Source organism: Curtobacterium sp. SGAir0471 (assembly GCF_005490985.1).
Lineage (GTDB): Bacteria > Actinomycetota > Actinomycetes > Actinomycetales > Microbacteriaceae > Curtobacterium.
On sequence record NZ_CP027869.1, the window covers coordinates 3,476,504 to 3,493,433 of the forward strand.

Here is a 16,930-nt window from a genome sequence, read left to right on the forward strand (position 1 = left end):
ACCTCGGTGCGGCAGGATGACCCCACCCGTCGCCCCCACCCCCGGAGTCACCGTGCCCGACCAGAAGCCCGCCGTCCTGTTCGTCTGCGTCCACAACGCCGGCCGCTCCCAGATGGCGGCCGGGTGGCTGCGCCACCTGGCGGGCGACCGCGTCGACGTGTTCTCCGCCGGGTCGGAGCCCGCCGACCGGATCAACGCGGTCGCGGTGCAGGCGATGGCCGAGGAGGGCATCGACATCGCGGGGGAGCAGCCCGCCGTCCTCACCACCGACGCGGTCCGCCAGGCCGACGTGGTGGTGACCATGGGCTGCGGCGACGCCTGCCCCGTCTTCCCGGGCAAGCGCTACGAGGACTGGGCACTCACCGACCCGGCCGGCCTGCCGATCGAGCAGGTCCGTCCGGTGCGCGACGCGGTCCGGCAGCGCGTCGAGACCCTGCTCGCCGAGCTCGTCTAGACCAGCGCGGCGATCCCGAGCGCGACCAGCGCCAGGAGCGGCAGCGCGCCCTGCGTGCTCGCGGCGCGGCGCTTCGTCGCGTCGCTCGTGAACAGCACCAGGGCGGCGGCGAGCATGCTGCCGGTGCCGGCGACGACGAGGGTCAGGCCGACCGCGGTCTGACCGGAGGCGACGACGACGATGCCGACCAGGACGAGCACGGCGAGGAACAGGTTGTAGAAGCCCTGGTTGAACGCGAGCGACCGGGTGGCGGCGGCCTCCTGCTCCGAGGTGCCGAAGGTGTTCCGCGCGCGCGGGGTGGTCCAGAGGACGGACTCGAGCACGAAGATGTACACGTGCAGGAGCGCGGCGAGGGCGGCGAACACGAGCGCGACGATGGTCATGCCCCGACCCTACGACGACCGGTCAGCGCCCGGAGGGGAGCGGCAGCTCGTGCGACGCGTCCCACGGCTCCGTCCAGGCGAGCCGGTCGAAGAGCGCGTCGAGGAGCATCGCGGTGAACCCCCAGAGCGTGTGCACGCCCTGGTCCGACCGTACCGTGAAGGCCGGTCCGCGCCACTCCTGACCACCCCGCCTCAGGACCGTCACGCCGCGGTTCGCCGGGTCGAGCAGCTCTGCCACCGGCGTCCGGAAGACCGCGGCGGACTCCCGCTGGTCGACGACCCGCACGGGCGTCGGGTCGCGCCACCACCCGAGCACGGGCCGCACCAGGTGGTTCGAGTGGGCGAGCGGCACGGCGGGCAGGGTCCCGAGGACCTCCACACCGGACGGGTCGAGCCCGGTCTCCTCGCGGGCCTCGCGCAGGGCCGCGGCGGGGGCGTCCGCGTCGCCGGGGTCGATGCGTCCACCGGGGAAGGCGACCTCGCCCGGGTGCGACCGGAGCGTCGATGCCCGGGCGAGCAACAGGACGTCGAGGTCGCGGTGGACGGCACCGGCTGCGGCCGGCCGGTCGGCGGGCACCCGGTCGAGGACGCCGAAGAGCATGAGCACGGCCGCCGCACGAGGGTCCGCGGTGGTCGGCAACGCAGGGACCAGCGGGGCCGCTCCGGGACCGGCGACGGCGGCGAGCGCAGCGCGGGCAGCGTCGACCGACGGCGACCGGTCCGTCCGCGTCACCGCTGCGTGCCGTCCTCGGCGGCGCTGCCGGCTGCCGGGCCGTCCGATCCGGCCCCGTCCGGGCCGTCGGCGGGGACGCCGTTCCGACGGGCCAGCAGGGCGCGGATGCCGACGACACCGGCGAACCCGACGACGACCAGCGCGACGATCAGCAGCAGGATGGTGTGGTGCTGGTGGCCACCTGCGGGTGCAGCTGCGGTCGTGGCGGACATGTCGTCGCGGATGCTGGACGCATCGTCCGCCCGCGCGGTCGCGGTCGCGGTCGGCGCAGCCGTGGCACTCGGCACCGGTGTCTCCGCGATGCCCGAGTCCGTCGAGGAGTCCAGCGCCGCCGGGCCGCTCGACCGGAAGCGGTACTCGCCCGAGATCGGGTGCCCGTCGACGGAGACGCTCCGCCACCGCACCAGGTACGAGCCGGCCTCGGAGACGTCGAGGTCCTTCGCGATGGTGTTGCCCTCGACGCTGACGTCCCCGGACGTGTGCTCGGCGCCCTCCGCGTCGGTGACGCTGATCACGATGCCGGTCTGCAGCCCGCTGAGCGGCGGTTCGGACAGGGTCAGGAGGACGTGGTCCACGTCTCCCGCGACCGTCACGTCGGCGACGGGATCAGACGCGACCAGCACGTCGTGGGCCGATGCCGGTCCGGCGACCAGCAGGACGGGCGCGAACGCTGCGACGACGACGGTGGCGAGGAGGGCTCGGAGACGCACGGGTGCCTTTCATCGGCGGCGGACCCGGCTGGTACCGGACGCCCCGAGCGTACCCGGGGCGTCCGGTGCGGCGGCGCGGGTCAGTCCTTGCTGACGAACTGCGCGTCGGACGAGCCGAGCTGCAGCTGCTCCTCGATGCCCTTCTGGTCCGTCGAGCCCCAGCGCTCGGCGATCTTCCCGTCGACGAACTTCGACACCTGGATGCCGCGGACGGTGAACTCGCGGCCGGTCGGCTCGTGTCCCTGGAACGGCCCGGTGTGGGTGCCGTGGATCGTGAACACCGCGGTGATGAAGTCGTCGGTCACCACGAGCGGGTCCGCCTCGAGCGTGACGTCCGGGAACGCGGTCGTGAACTCCGTCCAGAAGTCGACGATGCCGGCGAGCCCCGGCGCCTGGTCGGGTGCGGGGTCGTGGTCGACGACGTCCTCGTGCCAGGCCTCGTGCATGCGGCTCCAGTCGCGTGCCTCGAGGATCCCGCCGAGCTTCTCCTGCGTGGCGGCGTTCGCGTCCTTGGTCATGTGGGTTCCTCCCGTGGTCGGACGGTGAGGGTCCTGGCTACGCCGGGCACCCCGGAGGGTCCCGAGGATCGAGGGACACGCTGTCCGGTCGGCGCACGTGCCCGGGACGGTGGAGGAGCCGGACCGGAGGCCCGTGGCGAGCCCGCCACGCGCCTCCCGTCCGGCTGGTGGTCGCGTCAGCGACCGGCTGCGGCGTGGTTCGCGACCTGCGTTGCGGACAGCTCGGTGGAGTAGACGGCGGCGTAGCGCATCTGCCCGGTGAACCAGTAGTTCGCCGGCGCTCCCGGCCACCCGGTGATGGTGTCGTACCCGATCCGGAAGTACCCGGTCGCGTTCTCGGGCGTCCGGTACGCGGCGTTCGACGCGACGAGCGTGCCGTCGAGGTACAGGCGCATGCCGTTCGTCGGCGACATGGTCGAGACGACGTGGTGCCAGGCACCGTCGGTGACGGCCTTCGGCGAGGTGATCACCTGGGTCGTGCCGTTGTACGCGCCGAAGACGAGCTGCCCCGCGGTGTTGATGTAGATCTGCCGGTCGTGCTGCCCCGAGGTGGCGACCTGGTTGCTGCCGAACCCGATGAGGAGCCCGCCCGCGACGGTCGTGCGGAACCAGACCTCCTCGCTGAAGGTCGTCGGGTTCTGGTACGAACGCGGTGTCGAGACGAAGCTCGTCGACCCGTTCAGCGTGTACGCCGGACCGCCGTCGCGCGCGCAGGCGGCGGGGTTCGCCGTCGTCGTCATGCTGCCCTGGTACGTCCCCGCAGCGTTCTTGCCGGAGGAGTCGGCGGCGGTGCGCGACCCGGCGGCCTCGTCGAGGTCGTAGGCGAACAGCGCACCGGAGGCGTCGGCCAGCGCTGCGGCGCCGCAGGTGAAGTACGGCGCGGTCGCCGCGGTGTTGCCGGTGTTCGTGACGGTGGCGCTGTACGCGGACCGGGTCGGCGCGAACTGGTTCAGCAGGACGACCACGGCGAGGGCGACGACGAGCAGGGCGGCGACGACCCGGCCGTCGCGCAGGGAGCGCAGGGGGCGGCCGGTCACGATGCACGCACCGGTTCGACACGACCGACGGCAAGGCAGAGCACGAGCGGCACGAGGCACACCGCGACGAGGGCGGCCCAGCCCGTCGGGTCGAGGTCGATGGTCGAGCTCAGCTGGTAGTGCCCGTTCCTCGTGAGCTCGTGGATGACGACGCGTCCGACCTGGCCGTCGACCAGGTGGACCGAGTTCCCGCCGTGGGCGTCGACGCGGACGGGGAAGATGCCGGAGGAGACGATCGTCGCCTCGACCCCGCGCGGGCTCGAGGTGTTCGTGATCGTCGTGACGTTGACGAACGGCTTGAGCACGAACGCGGCGTAGGACGTGGTGAGGGCACCGCCGGCGATGCGCAGGCAGGTGCGGGTCACACGGTCGGTGAAGGCGCTCGTGAGGGTCCAGATGAGCAGGGTGCCGACGAGCAGGATCGGAGCGGCCCGGAAGAGCCACCCGAGGTGGGGGACGAGCGCCACCGGGGTCCCGATGACGTCGCGCTGCGTGAGGGCCCACGGGTCGGTGGCGCCGTTGATGTCACCACGGGTGTGGAGTCCGGCCGCGTCGATGCCGATGATGCGGTGCGTGTAGACGACACCGGGGTTGGCATCTGTCGCGAAGGAGACGACGTCGCCGACCGCGAGCGTGTCCACGTCGACGGGCAGGTCGAGCACGAGCGTGCCGACCGGTGCGGCCTCGCCCATCGAGGGCGTCTCGACGACGAACCAGCGACCACCTGCGGACAGGAACAGCACGGCGGCGACGAGCAGCAGGGCGGCGATCGCGGCGACCGTCCAGGCGAGGACGGTCTCGGAACGGGAGACTGCCCGTCCGCGCAGGACCGGACGGTCGAGCGTGCCGCTGAGCGGGATCGCCGCGGTCTGGCTCATCTGGTGCTCCGGTGGGGTCGGCCGCCCCGGGGGACGGCGGGAGGTGCGGGGGCTCTGTGGGAGAGGGGCGGCGGCACTCGGACGTGGGGGGGTCGTCCGAGTGCCGCCGGGGTGGGCGCGGTCCGACCGGACGGGGGGATGACGGTCGGACTGCGCCGGGGGGTGACGTCGCCCGGCCGGAAGGGGGGGAGGCCGGTCGGGGGGCGTCGGTCTGGGGCGGGTGCGGGAGCGGGGCGGTGCCGGCGGGGCGGGATCAGGGCGTCACGCCGACTCGCTCGCGGTGGGTCAGGCGGTGAAGGTCCAGGTCATCGGGACCGAGGCGGCGAGACCCTGGTACGTGTTGCCGGCCGACGGGTCGAGGGTCACGGCGAAGTTGAACGGGACGCTCGCACCGGCTGCGGGGGCCTGGGGCATCGTGAAGGACGAGGCCGGCGCACCCTTGAAGCTGGCGAGCGTGCCGCTGAACACGGTGGTCGAGCCCGAGGTGATGACGAGGTTCATCTTGGCGCAGAGGTCGGTGGCGGTGCCGTTCTGGGTGCCGTTGGCCGACTGCGTGCACGTCGCGCCCGGGGTGAGCGTGAAGGTCGCGGCGTTCGCGGTGCCGGTGTTCTTGATCGAGATCGCCGTGTTCACGGTGTTGCCCGGCGTCATCGTCGTGCTGCCACCGAACTTGTTGATCGTCGAGCAGGTCGCCGCGTTCGTCGAGACCGAGCCGCCGTCGGTGCTGAGGCAGGTGACGGTCGCGCCGGCGTTCTGCTCCTGCATGACCAGGGTGCCGGTGGCTGCGGTGTTGCTCGAGTTGGTGATGCTCGCCGCGAACCCGGACAGCGTGCCGGTCAGCGAGAGCGAGAGGAGGACGGCGGCGAAGATGCCGGCCAGGAGCGCCACGGGGGCGAAACGGATCCGCTTCAGTGCGGAGGTGCGGAGCTTGGTGGACACGGTGGACCTCTTCGTTCGGTGTGGTGCGGGAAGTCTGGGAGCAAGGGGTTCGGGCCGACTTGCTTCAACCATCAAGATAGTTAGTTGTTCGCCAACTTGGCCACTCGTATACTTACCCCAGACCGGGGGACGCCCCGTGTCCCCCCTTCGACGGAAGCAGGCCACGTGGCCCCCACCACCCCCGAAGATGCCGACCTGATGGCAGCCTTCGCCGCGGTCGTCCGTGCGAACACGAGCCTGATCGGGCAACTGAGCGCTCGGGCCGGCATCCACGAGAACGCCCTGCGCGCCCTCGTGCTCGTCAGCGACACCGGCTACTCGACCCCGACCGAGGTCGCGGGGTACCTCGGACTGACCTCGGGTGCGGTGACGAACATGATCGACCGCATGACGGCCGCCGGACTGCTCGAGCGGGCACCGAACCCCGCCGACCGACGCGGATCGCTGCTGCGCCTGCTGCCCGCGGGTGACGCCGTCGTCGAGGACTACCGGGCCCGGTACGGCGCCATGCTGCGTGCCGTCGACGGCGCGCACGGCGGCGAACTGCACGAGGTGCTGAACGCCCTGGCGACCAGCCTGTACGAGCAGGCGGCCGACGCGGTCGGCGACCACGGGGACTGAGCCGGGGACGCGAGGGACGGGAGGCACGCGGCAGCCCGCCCGCGCGCCTCCCGTCCGCATGCCCCAGACTGGGACGATGCCCCAGCTCCCCGTCGTCTTCGAGGTCGGCTCCATCATCGCGCTCGTCGCGATCCTGCTCGTCGACCTGCTCATCGTCGCCCGGCGGCCCCACGTGCCGAGCCTGCGGGAGTCCGGTGCGTGGGTCGGGGTCTACGTCGGACTCGCGCTCGTCTTCGCCGTGCTCATGCTCGTCTTCGCGGGCGGGGACGCCGCCGGGCAGTTCGTCGCCGGCTGGCTGACCGAGTACAGCCTGAGCATCGACAACCTGTTCGTCTTCGTCATCATCATGGCGCGTTTCAGCGTGCCGAAGGCGATCCAGCAGGAGGTGCTGATGCTCGGCATCATCATCGCCCTGGTGCTGCGCGGGGTGTTCATCCTCGTCGGCGCGCAGCTCATCGAGGACTTCACCTGGATCTTCTACCTGTTCGGCGCCTGGCTGATCTGGACCGCGATCCAGCAGCTCCGCGAGGAGGACGACGAGGAGCAGCAGGACAGCGCCCTCGTCCGACTGCTCCGTCGACGCGTCCGGATCACCGACGAGTTCGACGGCATGAAGTTCCGCGTGTCCCAGGACGGCGCGAAGCACTTCACCCCGCTGCTCATCGTGCTCATCGCGATCGGCACGACCGACCTGCTGTTCGCGCTCGACTCGATCCCCGCGATCTTCGGCATCACCGAGAGCGCCTTCATCGTGTTCACCGCGAACGTCTTCGCCCTGATGGGCCTGCGGCAGCTGTACTTCCTGCTCGGCGGGCTGCTCGAGCGCCTGGTCTACCTGAAGTACGGGATCGCGCTCATCCTGGCCTTCATCGGCGTGAAGCTCGTGCTGCACGCCCTGCACGAGAACGAGCTCCCGTTCCTCAACGGCGGCGAGGGCTTCTCGTGGGCGCCGGAGATCCCGACGTGGGTGTCGCTCGTGGTGATCCTCGTCGCGATGGCGGGTGCGACCGGCGCGAGCCTGGTGCGGATGCGGCGGGACGCGGTGGTCAGCGGCCGCTGACCGTCCGGGCGCCGAGGTCCGACCCGAGCATCATCTCCATCGCGTCCCCGACGAGCCGGTCCCCGTCGGCGCGGGAGATCCGGTGTGCGGCGACGAGCGCTGCGATGCCCTGCATCGAGGCGGCGAACAGCATCTTGAACGTGTCGCGGGCGCCCTCGTCCGTGCGTCCGTCCCGCGGCCCCATCGCGCTGTCGAGCGCGTCGAACAGGTCCCGCGCGGCGCTCGAGACGGCCTCCGGGCGGCCGCCTGGGCCGGGCTGGAACATCAGGTCCATGAGCGCTGCGTCGTCGATGGCGAAGTCGACGTAGGCGCGGGCGACGCGGAGGAACCGCTCCCGGACGTCGTGCTGCCCCGCCACGGCGCGTCGGACCTCGTTCGTCAGGCGGTGGAAGCCGGCCTCCGCCAGCGCATCGAGCAGTGCCTGCCGGTCCACGAAGTGGCTCCGGGGTGCGCCGTGGCTCACGCCCACCCGTCGGGCGAGGTCACGGAGGGACAGCCCGTCGACGCCGGACTGGCGGATGACGACGATCGCCTCGTCGAGCAGCGCGGTGCGCAGGTTCCCGTGGTGGAAGGGCCGGTCGCTCACGGGACCCATCCTACCGCGGAACTAGTCATTGACTACTTTCTTGTCACTGTCTAGATTGGCCGCATGACCTCGACACAGACGATCCTCGTGCTCGGCGCGACCGGCCAGACCGGCCAGCACTTCACCCGACTCGCCCTCGACGCCGGCCACCGGGTCCGGGCGCTCGCCAGGACCCCCGCGAAGCTCGCGCTGCAGCACGACGGGCTCGAGGTCGTGCAGGGGTCGATCTCGGCACCGCTCGACCTCGACGCCCTGCTCGAGGGCGTCGATGCAGTGGTCCTCATGCTCGGCGACGTGGTGGCGCAGCGCGACTGCCTCGTGAACACCCCGTTCGTGCAGGCGCTCGTCCCGGCGATGCGCCGGAAGGGTGTGCGTCGCCTGCTCTACCAGGCGGGTGGGCTCAGTGCGGCGCCGGGGAAGCGGCTCATGCCCGTGCTGCGGCTCGTCCGCGCGACCGTCGCCCGCTCGTACGACGGGCAGCACCGGGACAACGAGGCCGTGATGCGCTGGCTCGACACCGAGGCCCGCGACCTGGCCTGGGTCGTGCACCGCGCGGGCATCGGTTCGGACGGTCCGTCGAAGGGCGAGCTGCGACGGTCGCGGACCTGGATCAGCATCGCGACCTTCGTGGACTGCGCTGCCTACTCGCTGCGCCTGCTCTTCGACGACGACGCCGTGCACACGTGCGACGGGAGCGCCTACCGCCGCGGACGGTGAGCGGCGCGGCGCGGCGCCGCGGTGGGCGTCGGGGTAGCGGCGCCGCGCGGATCCGGACCGGCCGGCTCGTCACCCGGCCGGATCGTCACCCGGCCGGATCGTCACCCGGCCGGCTCGGCGCTCTTCGGGATCGGCAGCGCGATCTCGACGTCGGGGTCGTCCTGCCGGGCTGCACGGATCATGGAGTTCGCGGTCGCGGCGAGCGGCACGGCGAAGAAGCCGCCCGCGATGCCGCCGATCGTCGTGCCCGCGATCACGGCGAGCAGCACCGCGAGCGGGTGGACCGCGACGACCGAGCCCGTCAGGAACGGGTGCAGCACCTGTCCCTCGAGCTGCTGCACGAGCACGACGATCCCGAGCATGACGAGGGCGACCACCCACCCCTTGAACACCAGCGCGAGCAGCACCGCGACCGCCCCGGCGGCGAAGGCACCGACGACCGGGATGAACGCCCCCACGAAGACGACGACGCCGATGGGTCCGGCGAGCGGCACCCCGAGCAGGAACGCGCCGAGCGCGATGCCGATCGCGTCGGTCGCCGCGATGACGACCTGCACGCGGATGAAGTGCGTCAGGGTCGTCCACCCGGCCTCGCCGGCGACGCCGATCCGGTGCTGCGCGGCCCGCGGGAAGAGCGAGACGACCCACTCCCACATGTGGCGACCGCCGGTGAGCGCGAAGATCGTCACGAAGGTCACGATGAAGAGCCCTTCGCCGAGGTGGACGAGGGTGGCGCCCGCGACGACGATGCCCTGCTGGAGCTCCGCCGAGTGCTGCTCGACGAAGGTCCGCGCGTTCGCCGAGAGGGTGTCGAGGTCGACCGACGGCAGGCCGAACGGCGGGTGCCGCAGCAGGTCCTGCACGTTGCCGATGAGCGCGACCGTGCGGTCCTCGAGGCTCGGGAGCTGCTCGCTCACCCGCCAGACGACCAGGAACACGAGCAGCGCGATCCCGACGACGAGCGACAGCAGCGCGAGGACGATCGCGAGCCACTTCGGGACGCCGTGGCGCTGCAGCGCCGCGCTGAAGGGCACGAGGAGCGCCGCGACGACGAGCCCGATGAGCAGGGGCACCACGACGTTCGACAGCGTGAACGCGACCCAGCCGACCAGACCGACGGCCGCCGCGATGACGAGGATCCGACCGGCGAAGACGGCACCGGTGCGCAGACCGGACGCGCGGGGCGAGGGGGTGACGGTCACGGGGTGTCCTTCGTTCGGGGTGACGAGGCTCGAGGAGCGGGCGGGTTCGCGGTCCAGGTGCGCTGGACGTGGTCCATCCAGGTGACGACCACGGTGTGCGGGGTGGTGAGTGCGGCGATCAGGGCGAGGTAGACGCCGAGGTCGAGGCGATGCACGACGACGGCGAGGACCACGAGTACCACGATCGCGACCGCCGTGATCGGCCATGCCTGACGGGCGAAGCGGAGGAACGGCGCGAGCAGTCGCCCGCGGTGCAGCTGCCGCGCGCTGGTCGGGTCCGTGAGCTCCAGGCGGAGGATGTGCCGGACCGCGTGCCACAGCGTGAAGTAGAGCCCGACCGCGAGCACCGGCGGCACGACGGTGAAGAAGGCGACGAGCACGAGGTCCTCGGAGACCTGCCGCCACCGGGGTCCACCCGACCGGCCGACCACGACGGCGTGCAGCACGACGAGCACGGCGACGAGGACGGCGCCCGCGATCCGGACCGCCGTGGGGACGACGAGGACGGCACTGCCGAGCCCGCCGTCGACCACGCTCGCCGACTCGACGACGACCTGCACGGCAGCGCCCGGCTGTGCCACGAAGGGGACGAGCATCGGCAGCGCGCCGCGCACCAGCACGGTCAGGACGGAACCGGCCCGTCCCGGTGCACCGTCACCGAGCAGCCGGTCCACGAACAGGTCCCCCTGCCCCCAGTGGAACCAGGTGATCCCCACGAACACGGCGAAGCCCAGCAGCGGCGCGGCGACCCAGAGCGCCGCGGTGGCCGAACCGACGACGAGGTACAGGGCGACGACCACCAGGACCGAGCGCGCGGTGCTCGTCCCCAGGCGCAGCCGGGCGGGGACGAGGTGGTCGAGCGCACCGTGCGGGAGTCCGAAGACCAGGACGCTGACGGCGAAGGGGACGAGCTGGACGGCCGTCGGCACCGGTGTGCCGGTGAGCCGGAGGACGGCGCAGACCAGGGCGACGACGACGAGGACCGCGGTCACGGGTGCCAGCACGTGGTCGGCGACCCAGGTGCGCAGCGCGGGGGGAGCCTCCTCCGGGCGCGCGAGCACGGGCAGCCCGGCGGTCACGGCGCTCACCGGACGCTCCGCGCAGCACGGGCACTGCGCAGGACCGCGTCGACCACGGTGCGGCCGAGGGCCGCGAGGAACGGTGGCTTCTGCAGCGCCAGCACGATGCGCAGCTCGTCCACCGGCGTCGAACGCTCCGTCAGGAAGCGCACGACGAGCGGCCCGGGCAGCGCGAACAGACGACGGAACGCCTCGGGCGCCTGCTCCGGCCGGTCGCGCAGGAACCGGAGGAACACGGCGTCGAGGAACCGCGTGCGCCAGCCGTCCGTGAACGGCGGGACGGGCGCGCCTGCCGCCAGGTGCTGCGCGACGACGGCGCAGTGCCGGTTGCTCCGGGCGAACCCGTAGCCGCTGCTCGGTCGGGTCGTCCCGAGGACGGTCTCCGCGGCCGACCACCGCGCACCGGGTCGGACCGGGGCGTCGGTCATCGGGATGCACCCCCGCTCCGTGTCGACGATCCGCCACTCGTCCTGCCGCAGACCCCAGCGCCGCTCGACGTAGCGCTCGACGTGGTCCTCGTGGTCGAACGGATCGGCGGCGTCCGGCGAGAAGAGCGTGCTCTCGACGAGGGCCTCGGTGGGGGAGACCGGCAGGACGTACACGAACCGCACGGGTCCGGCGTCGTCCTGCCCGCTGAAGTCCATGAGCGTCGCGGTCGTCGTGTCGAAGACCGGCCGGTCCGCGGTGATCCAGTGCCCGACGAAGCGCTGGTGGAGCAGCACCCGGCCGGCGTCGACGTGCTCCGGGCAGCGCGGTCCCCGAGCGTCGAGCACGGTCCCGGCGCGCACCTCGCCCAGGGCCGAACGGACCGAGACGCCCGACCCGTCCGTCGCGGACTCCGCCGTCACCGCCGTCACGGGGGCACCGTCGACGAACCGGACGCCACCGAGCGCGGCCAGCCGTCGCTCGGCCGCTGCACGTCGGTCGGCCGCCCGCACCAGGACGTACGGGTGCGCTGGGTCCGTCCCGACGCTCGCTCCCCGGTCGGTCCGGACCTCCCACCTCGTCCACGACGCCGAGCGGGCCTCGGGCAGGGGATCACTGCCGTCGTCCCACGAGCACCACGAGCGCGGGTCCGGCTCCGAGCGGCCCTCGAGCACCAGGACGGACCGGTCACCCGGGAGCTCGGCGAGCCGGATCGCCGTCGCGGTGCCGGAGCAGCCCCCGCCCACCACGGCGACGTCGACGGTGGCGGGGAGCGGCCCCGCGACGGGGCCGGGGGCCGGAGCGACGTGCGCTCCGGCCCCCGTGGTGGTCGTGCCGGTGTCAGCGACGGACACGGTGCTCACCGCGACCTGCGACGGTGGCGGTGTCGGACCCGGACGCGGTGTCGGGCAGGGTGCCGTCGGCGAGCTTCTCGGACGAGACCCACAGCGCCTCGGGCAGGGTGTCGACCCCGGCGCGGACGTCCTCGGCGGACCGGAACTTGGCGACCTTGTGGATCATCGCGCCGAAGCCGACCTTCGCGACGATGTCCGCGGCCGACAGGACGACCTGCATCCAGGTGATGACGGCGCCACCGTGGCCCCAGCCCTGCAGCCCGAAGATGATCGGGTACGCCATCCAGGTGACGATGAGCAGGATCCCCGCGTTGCGGAGCGTCGTCGCCGCCTCGGAGCCCTTCAGGTCGCGGCCCCCCTTGACGACCACGTAGATCACGAGGAGGTACAGGATCACCATGAAGACGCCGGAGATGACGCCCCAGGTCCAGAGGGCCGGGATGCTCGTGCCGGAGTCGATCACGACACCACCGACGAAGCCGGTGCTGATCATCAGGAACGCGGCGGCCACGCCGACGGCACGCAGGCGACGGGCCGCGACGCCGGCGAGGGTGGCGACGGCCAGGAGCTCGATGACGAGCAGCGGCACGGTGACGGTCCAGTCGAAGTAGCGCGGTGCCCAGGACAGGATCGCGTTCGCGTTCGGGACCCACGAGTCACCCTTGCGGTCGTACCCGAGGGCGAAGGACGCGACGAGCACGACGTACGACAGGAAGGCGACGCCGGTGATCGCCGTCCCGGCGTAGACGCCGGTCCGGTAGCGACCGGTGACCTCGTTCGTGGACACGAGCGACTTCACGAAGAACGCGAGGAGCGCCAGTCCCGCGACGGAGAGTGCGTAGACGATGATCGAGTGCTCCGCGAGCGTCAGCGTCGCGTTCCACGGAGCGAGTGCATCCGACATGGGGTTCCTTCCGGGGGATCGAGGGGCGGCGCATCACGGCCGACCAGGAAAACTTGCTCCCGGGCAACCGTCGTGGTTCCCAGGCCCGGCTGCAGACGGGGTACAAGGCCGTCCGTAGCGTGGTGATCCCGACGGAACTCGCGTCGATCAGCACCCGTCTCACCCCCAGGGGTGGTCCTGAGAGGATCCAGATGCCCGACCGCATCCGCGTCGCGCTCGTCAACGACTACGAGCTGGTCCTCCGCGGCCTCGCCGATCTGCTCGCGCCGTTCGCGGACCGGCTCGAGGTGGTGCAGCTCGACGCCCGACGACGGGTCACCGTGGACGTCGACGTGGCGCTCTACGACACGTTCGCGCAGCCGGAGCCCGACGACGAGGACGTCACCCGGTTGGCGTCGAACCCCCGCATCCGAACCGTCGCCGTGTTCACGTGGAAGATGGACCAGGACCTCATCGACGCTGCGGTCGCCCGCGGTGCGACGGGGTACTTCGCGAAGAGCTCCACCGCCGAGCATCTCGCCGACGGGCTCCTGCGGGTCGCCGCCGGCGAACGGGTGCTCGACGCCCCTCGACGCCGGGTCCCCAGCGGTCCCGGGGTCGACTGGCCGGGTCGGGAGCACGGGATCTCCGACCGGCAGTCCGAGATCCTCGCGCTGATCACCCAGGGCAAGCGGAACGACGAGATCGCCGAGCTCACGCACCTGAGCCCGAACACGGTCAAGACCCACATCCGGACGCTCTACAGCAAGATCGGCGCGGTGAACCGGGTCGACGCGGTCCTCTGGGGTACCGACCACGGGTTCCGGCCCGACCACCGCAGCGTCGACCGGGCGACCTCGCCGTAGGCTTACGGCGTGAGCGACGACGATGAGCAGCAGTCACGAACGGAGTCGTCCGTCGTGGACGCGTCGGTCGTCGGACTCGGCATCGTGCTCCGGTCACTCGCGCCCGCGCTCGAGCAGGTGACGCTGCAGCAGTACCGGATCCTCGTCCTCCTCGTCACCCGCGGGTCACTGCGTGCCGGGGACCTGGCCGTCGAGCTCGGACTGCTGCCGTCGGGCATCACCCGGATGGTCGACCGTCTGGTCCGCGACGGCTGGGTGACCCGGCGGACCTCCGGTCGCGAGGTCCTGGTCACCGCCAGCGACGAGGCCGTCGCGCTCGTCGAGCACGTGCTCGCCCGTCGAGCGGTCGAGATCCGGGCGGCACTCCGCCGGATGACCCCCGAGGAGCGGACCGCGGTCCGCACCGCCGCCGACGCGCTGGTCCGGACCGCGGGTGCGGAGCCGATGCTGGACGCACAGATCCTCCTCGCCACCGCGCCGCCCGGGCGCTGATCAGGCCGGGCCGTAGCGTGGTCGCGTGACGATCGCGCTGACCAGGACCGACCCGCAGGGTGCCGACCGGGAGGCCCTGGTCACCTTCCACAAGTCGGCCGACTTCCCCTTCCACGTCCGCGCACACCCCACTCGCGCCGACCTGGAGCGCGCGGTCGACCGCGGCGCGTTCCGCGACGACGAGCACGACTCCTGGTGGCTCGACGACGACCGGCTCGGCCGCGTCGGCCTGGTCGTGCTCGAGGACCTGCAGGACCCGGCCCCACTGCTCGACCTCCGGCTCGCGCCGGCGTTCCGTGGGCGGGGACTCGGGCTCCCGGCCCTGCGCGCGGTCACGGACCACGTGTTCCGCTCGATGCCGGAGGTCACGCGCTTCGAGGGGCAGACGCGCGAGGACAACACCGCCATGCGCCGGGTGTTCCTGCGCACCGGGTGGGTTCAGGAGGCGCACTACCGGGAGTCGTGGCCGATCGAGGGCGGGTCACCGAAGGCGTCGGTGGCGTACGGGGTGCTTCGCCGCGACTGGGAGACGGGCGCGGTGACACCGGTCCCCTGGGGTGACGTCTCGCTCGACGGCTGACCTGGTCGTCAGTGTCCCGTCCGGGTCCGCGCAGGCGGTTCCGCTCAGGCGGGCTCGTCGACCAGCGCCGTGAACCGACTGCCGACGCCGTACACGAGGTGCCGCATGGTCCCGGGCGCGGGCGCCGGCACCTCGTCGTGGTCGTGGCACACCAGCAGGGTCCACTCGGGCCACCACTTCTTCGGCCGCTCCTGCTCCGAGAACCCGCAGACGGCGCACTCAAGGTGCGCCCAGACCTTCTTCGCGCCGGTGCGGTTGCCCCGCGACTGCACGAGCCACGCGGGCGGGTCCTGCTCGATCCGCTCGAGCTCGGACTCGCTGACGTGGGACGGGATGCCGTGGCGGGCGGCCATCTCGAGCGGGATGTCGAGCCGGATGGCGGCGTCGCGGCGGGAGAGCATCCGTCCAGGGTAGGTCGTCCCGGCCGGGAGGCTCCTCCCGCGGCCCCGCCACGTCCCTCCCGGACGCGACGGGGCCGTTGCGATCGGTGGCCGGGTGGGTCAGACGGCGATGCGTCCGCCGTCGACCGGCACGACGGCTCCGTGCACGAAGGACGCCGTGTCGGCCGCGAGGAACGCGATCGCCTCGGCGACCTCCTGCGCGGAGCCCGGACGTCCCGCCGGACCGGCCGCCGCGAGCTGGTCGAGCGCCTCACCCATGGCCGCGGTGCCCTCGGTGCGGGTCGGTCCGGGGCTCACGGCGTTCACGCGGACGCCGGACGGCCCGAACTCGGCCGCCCAGGACTTCGTGAGCAGCACAAGGGCCGCCTTGGTCGAGCCGTACAGGCCCATGCCGGCGGCACCGAACTCGGCGACCATCGTGGTCACGTTGACGATCGCGCCGGTTCCGCGCTCCGCCATGCCCGGAGCGAGCGCCGCGACGAGGAAGTACGGCGCCTTGACGTTGAGGTCGAACACCTCGTCGAACCCCTCGGGCGTCGTGTCCGCGGTCGGCCCGAACGGGAAGATGCCCGCACTGTTCACGAGCACGTCGACCCGGCCGTCACCGATGCGGAGCGCCTCGGCGGCGAGGGCACGGGCGCTCCCCGCGTCGCCGAGCTCGGCGCGGACGAAGTCGGCGGTACCGCCGGCAGCGCGGATGCCGCGGACGACCTCGTCGCCGCGCTCGGCGTTGCGGCCGGAGACGACGACGTGCATACCGCGAGCGGCGAGGAGTTCGGCGGTGGCGCGACCGATGCCGCTGGTGGACCCGGTGACGAGGGCGATGGGAGTCATGATGCCTTCCTGAATGAACAGATCTGTTCGGTTTGTGGTGCTGGTAACTGTACAGATCAGTGCAGTAAAGTCAAACCATGCCCGAGCCCACCAGGACACGTCGTCGCCCCGCGTACGAACGCGCCGTCGCCACCGCCGACCGGCTGTTCTACGAGCAGGGCATCCACGCCGTCGGCGTCGACCAGGTCGCGGCCGAGGCGGACATCTCGAAGGCCAGCCTCTACGCGCACTTCCGCACGAAGGACGAGCTCGTGCTCGGCTACCTGCGCGGCCGCAGCACCGCGTGGCAGGACCACGTCGCCGCCGAGCTGCCGCAGCGCGGGGCGACCCCGGAGGAGCGGATCGTCGCCGTGTTCGCGCTCCTCGGCGAGTGGTTCGAGGAGCCCGGGTACCGCGGGTGCCCGTTCATCAACGTCGAGGCGGAGTACGGCGCCGGACACCCCACGCACGAGGTGACCCTCGAGCACCGCGACTGGGTGCGCGGGCTGTTCATCGGCCTCCTCGCCGACGCGGGCGTCGCGGACGTCGACGGCACCGCACTCCAGCTGTGCCTGCTCTACGACGGCGCGATGGCGAGTGCGCAGGCCGATCCGTCGCGGCCATGGGCACGGGCCGCCGGTGCAGCAGCCACGGCGCTGCTCGCGGCGGGGCGGTAGTCCGGCGACAGCGCCCGCGGT

22 protein-coding genes are annotated in these 16,930 nt (G+C 72.3%); 8 read left to right on the forward strand and 14 right to left on the reverse strand.

Annotated features, from left to right (window positions below; genetic code table 11):
* Positions 1 to 16: 16 nt before the first annotated feature.
* Positions 17 to 454 carry an arsenate reductase ArsC gene (locus C1N91_RS16205; RefSeq protein ID WP_137768539.1) on the forward strand — a complete coding sequence of 146 codons (438 nt, stop codon included), beginning with the start codon at positions 17 to 19 and terminating at the stop codon, positions 452 to 454.
* Here the strand turns inward: C1N91_RS16205 and C1N91_RS16210 are convergent.
* The 7 genes from C1N91_RS16210 to C1N91_RS16240 all read right to left on the reverse strand — a co-directional run bounded on the left by C1N91_RS16210 (position 451) and on the right by C1N91_RS16240 (position 5,652).
* The gene (locus C1N91_RS16210) at positions 451 to 837 is read right to left on the reverse strand and encodes a DUF1304 domain-containing protein (RefSeq protein WP_137768540.1); all 387 of its coding nucleotides are present in this window, start codon (positions 835 to 837) and stop codon (positions 451 to 453) included. The two genes, C1N91_RS16205 and C1N91_RS16210, sit on opposite strands and share 4 nt — an antisense overlap.
* 22 nt (positions 838 to 859) lie before the next feature.
* Entirely contained in the window at positions 860 to 1,570 is a 711-nt protein-coding gene (locus C1N91_RS16215; RefSeq protein ID WP_394586951.1) for an NUDIX hydrolase, read from the reverse strand.
* The gene (locus tag C1N91_RS16220; protein WP_137768541.1) at positions 1,567 to 2,280 is read right to left on the reverse strand and encodes a copper resistance CopC family protein; all 714 of its coding nucleotides are present in this window, start codon (positions 2,278 to 2,280) and stop codon (positions 1,567 to 1,569) included. The genes C1N91_RS16215 and C1N91_RS16220 overlap by 4 nt, the downstream gene beginning before the upstream one ends.
* A gap of 80 nt (positions 2,281 to 2,360) precedes the next feature.
* Positions 2,361 to 2,798: an ester cyclase gene (locus C1N91_RS16225; RefSeq protein WP_137768542.1), complete on the reverse strand. Its 438-nt coding sequence runs from the start codon at positions 2,796 to 2,798 to the stop codon at positions 2,361 to 2,363.
* 176 nt (positions 2,799 to 2,974) lie between these two features.
* Entirely contained in the window at positions 2,975 to 3,835 is an 861-nt protein-coding gene (locus C1N91_RS16230; RefSeq protein WP_254678282.1) for a LamG domain-containing protein, read from the reverse strand.
* Complete coding sequence (locus C1N91_RS16235) at positions 3,832 to 4,713, reverse strand: S26 family signal peptidase (protein ID WP_137768543.1); 882 nt, start codon at positions 4,711 to 4,713, stop codon at positions 3,832 to 3,834. The genes C1N91_RS16230 and C1N91_RS16235 overlap by 4 nt, the downstream gene beginning before the upstream one ends.
* A gap of 285 nt (positions 4,714 to 4,998) precedes the next feature.
* Entirely contained in the window at positions 4,999 to 5,652 is a 654-nt protein-coding gene (locus C1N91_RS16240; protein ID WP_137768544.1) for a hypothetical protein, read from the reverse strand.
* 165 nt (positions 5,653 to 5,817) lie between these two features.
* Between C1N91_RS16240 and C1N91_RS16245 the strand changes: the two genes are divergently transcribed.
* Both C1N91_RS16245 and C1N91_RS16250 read left to right on the forward strand, forming a co-directional pair.
* The gene (locus C1N91_RS16245) at positions 5,818 to 6,273 is read left to right on the forward strand and encodes a MarR family winged helix-turn-helix transcriptional regulator (RefSeq protein ID WP_137768545.1); all 456 of its coding nucleotides are present in this window, start codon (positions 5,818 to 5,820) and stop codon (positions 6,271 to 6,273) included.
* Between the two features lie 76 nt (positions 6,274 to 6,349).
* Positions 6,350 to 7,333 (forward strand): TerC family protein, encoded by a 984-nt coding sequence (locus tag C1N91_RS16250; protein WP_137768546.1) that lies wholly within the window; start codon positions 6,350 to 6,352, stop codon positions 7,331 to 7,333.
* Here the strand turns inward: C1N91_RS16250 and C1N91_RS16255 are convergent.
* Positions 7,320 to 7,919, reverse strand: a complete 600-nt coding sequence (locus C1N91_RS16255; protein ID WP_217496447.1) for a TetR/AcrR family transcriptional regulator — start codon at positions 7,917 to 7,919, stop codon at positions 7,320 to 7,322. The two genes, C1N91_RS16250 and C1N91_RS16255, sit on opposite strands and share 14 nt — an antisense overlap.
* A gap of 63 nt (positions 7,920 to 7,982) precedes the next feature.
* Between C1N91_RS16255 and C1N91_RS16260 the strand changes: the two genes are divergently transcribed.
* A complete protein-coding gene (locus C1N91_RS16260) occupies positions 7,983 to 8,636 on the forward strand; it encodes an NAD(P)-dependent oxidoreductase (protein WP_137768548.1) in 654 nt (217 codons plus the stop codon).
* 101 nt (positions 8,637 to 8,737) lie between these two features.
* Here the strand turns inward: C1N91_RS16260 and C1N91_RS16265 are convergent, their stop codons facing one another.
* Genes C1N91_RS16265 through C1N91_RS16280 form a run of 4 tightly spaced genes read right to left on the reverse strand, consistent with a single transcriptional unit; the run spans position 8,738 to position 13,101 of the window.
* Positions 8,738 to 9,838 (reverse strand): AI-2E family transporter, encoded by a 1,101-nt coding sequence (locus C1N91_RS16265; protein WP_175416070.1) that lies wholly within the window; start codon positions 9,836 to 9,838, stop codon positions 8,738 to 8,740.
* Entirely contained in the window at positions 9,835 to 10,926 is a 1,092-nt protein-coding gene (locus C1N91_RS16270) for a Brp/Blh family beta-carotene 15,15'-dioxygenase (protein WP_137768550.1), read from the reverse strand. The genes C1N91_RS16265 and C1N91_RS16270 overlap by 4 nt, the downstream gene beginning before the upstream one ends.
* The gene (locus C1N91_RS16275) at positions 10,923 to 12,206 is read right to left on the reverse strand and encodes a lycopene cyclase family protein (RefSeq protein ID WP_137768551.1); all 1,284 of its coding nucleotides are present in this window, start codon (positions 12,204 to 12,206) and stop codon (positions 10,923 to 10,925) included. The genes C1N91_RS16270 and C1N91_RS16275 overlap by 4 nt, the downstream gene beginning before the upstream one ends.
* On the reverse strand, positions 12,184 to 13,101 hold the full coding sequence (locus C1N91_RS16280; RefSeq protein ID WP_137768552.1) for a bacteriorhodopsin: 918 nt from the start codon (positions 13,099 to 13,101) through the stop codon (positions 12,184 to 12,186). The genes C1N91_RS16275 and C1N91_RS16280 overlap by 23 nt, the downstream gene beginning before the upstream one ends.
* 191 nt (positions 13,102 to 13,292) lie before the next feature.
* Here C1N91_RS16280 and C1N91_RS16285 point away from each other — a divergent pair, with 191 nt between their 5' ends.
* Genes C1N91_RS16285 through C1N91_RS16295 form a run of 3 tightly spaced genes read left to right on the forward strand, consistent with a single transcriptional unit; the run spans position 13,293 to position 15,018 of the window.
* On the forward strand, positions 13,293 to 13,946 hold the full coding sequence (locus tag C1N91_RS16285) for a response regulator transcription factor (RefSeq protein WP_137768553.1): 654 nt from the start codon (positions 13,293 to 13,295) through the stop codon (positions 13,944 to 13,946).
* 9 nt (positions 13,947 to 13,955) lie between these two features.
* Positions 13,956 to 14,438 (forward strand): MarR family transcriptional regulator, encoded by a 483-nt coding sequence (locus tag C1N91_RS16290; RefSeq protein WP_137768554.1) that lies wholly within the window; start codon positions 13,956 to 13,958, stop codon positions 14,436 to 14,438.
* Positions 14,439 to 14,463: 25 nt separating this feature from the next.
* On the forward strand, positions 14,464 to 15,018 hold the full coding sequence (locus C1N91_RS16295; protein ID WP_137768555.1) for a GNAT family N-acetyltransferase: 555 nt from the start codon (positions 14,464 to 14,466) through the stop codon (positions 15,016 to 15,018).
* Positions 15,019 to 15,062: 44 nt separating this feature from the next.
* Here the strand turns inward: C1N91_RS16295 and C1N91_RS16300 are convergent, their stop codons facing one another.
* Both C1N91_RS16300 and C1N91_RS16305 read right to left on the reverse strand, forming a co-directional pair.
* Positions 15,063 to 15,419 carry a hypothetical protein gene (locus C1N91_RS16300; protein WP_137768556.1) on the reverse strand — a complete coding sequence of 119 codons (357 nt, stop codon included), beginning with the start codon at positions 15,417 to 15,419 and terminating at the stop codon, positions 15,063 to 15,065.
* A gap of 99 nt (positions 15,420 to 15,518) precedes the next feature.
* Positions 15,519 to 16,253 (reverse strand): SDR family NAD(P)-dependent oxidoreductase, encoded by a 735-nt coding sequence (locus C1N91_RS16305; protein ID WP_137768557.1) that lies wholly within the window; start codon positions 16,251 to 16,253, stop codon positions 15,519 to 15,521.
* A 77-nt stretch (positions 16,254 to 16,330) separates the two neighbouring features.
* Between C1N91_RS16305 and C1N91_RS16310 the strand changes: the two genes are divergently transcribed.
* Positions 16,331 to 16,909: a TetR/AcrR family transcriptional regulator gene (locus tag C1N91_RS16310; protein WP_137768558.1), complete on the forward strand. Its 579-nt coding sequence runs from the start codon at positions 16,331 to 16,333 to the stop codon at positions 16,907 to 16,909.
* The last annotated feature ends 21 nt before the right edge of the window (positions 16,910 to 16,930 follow it).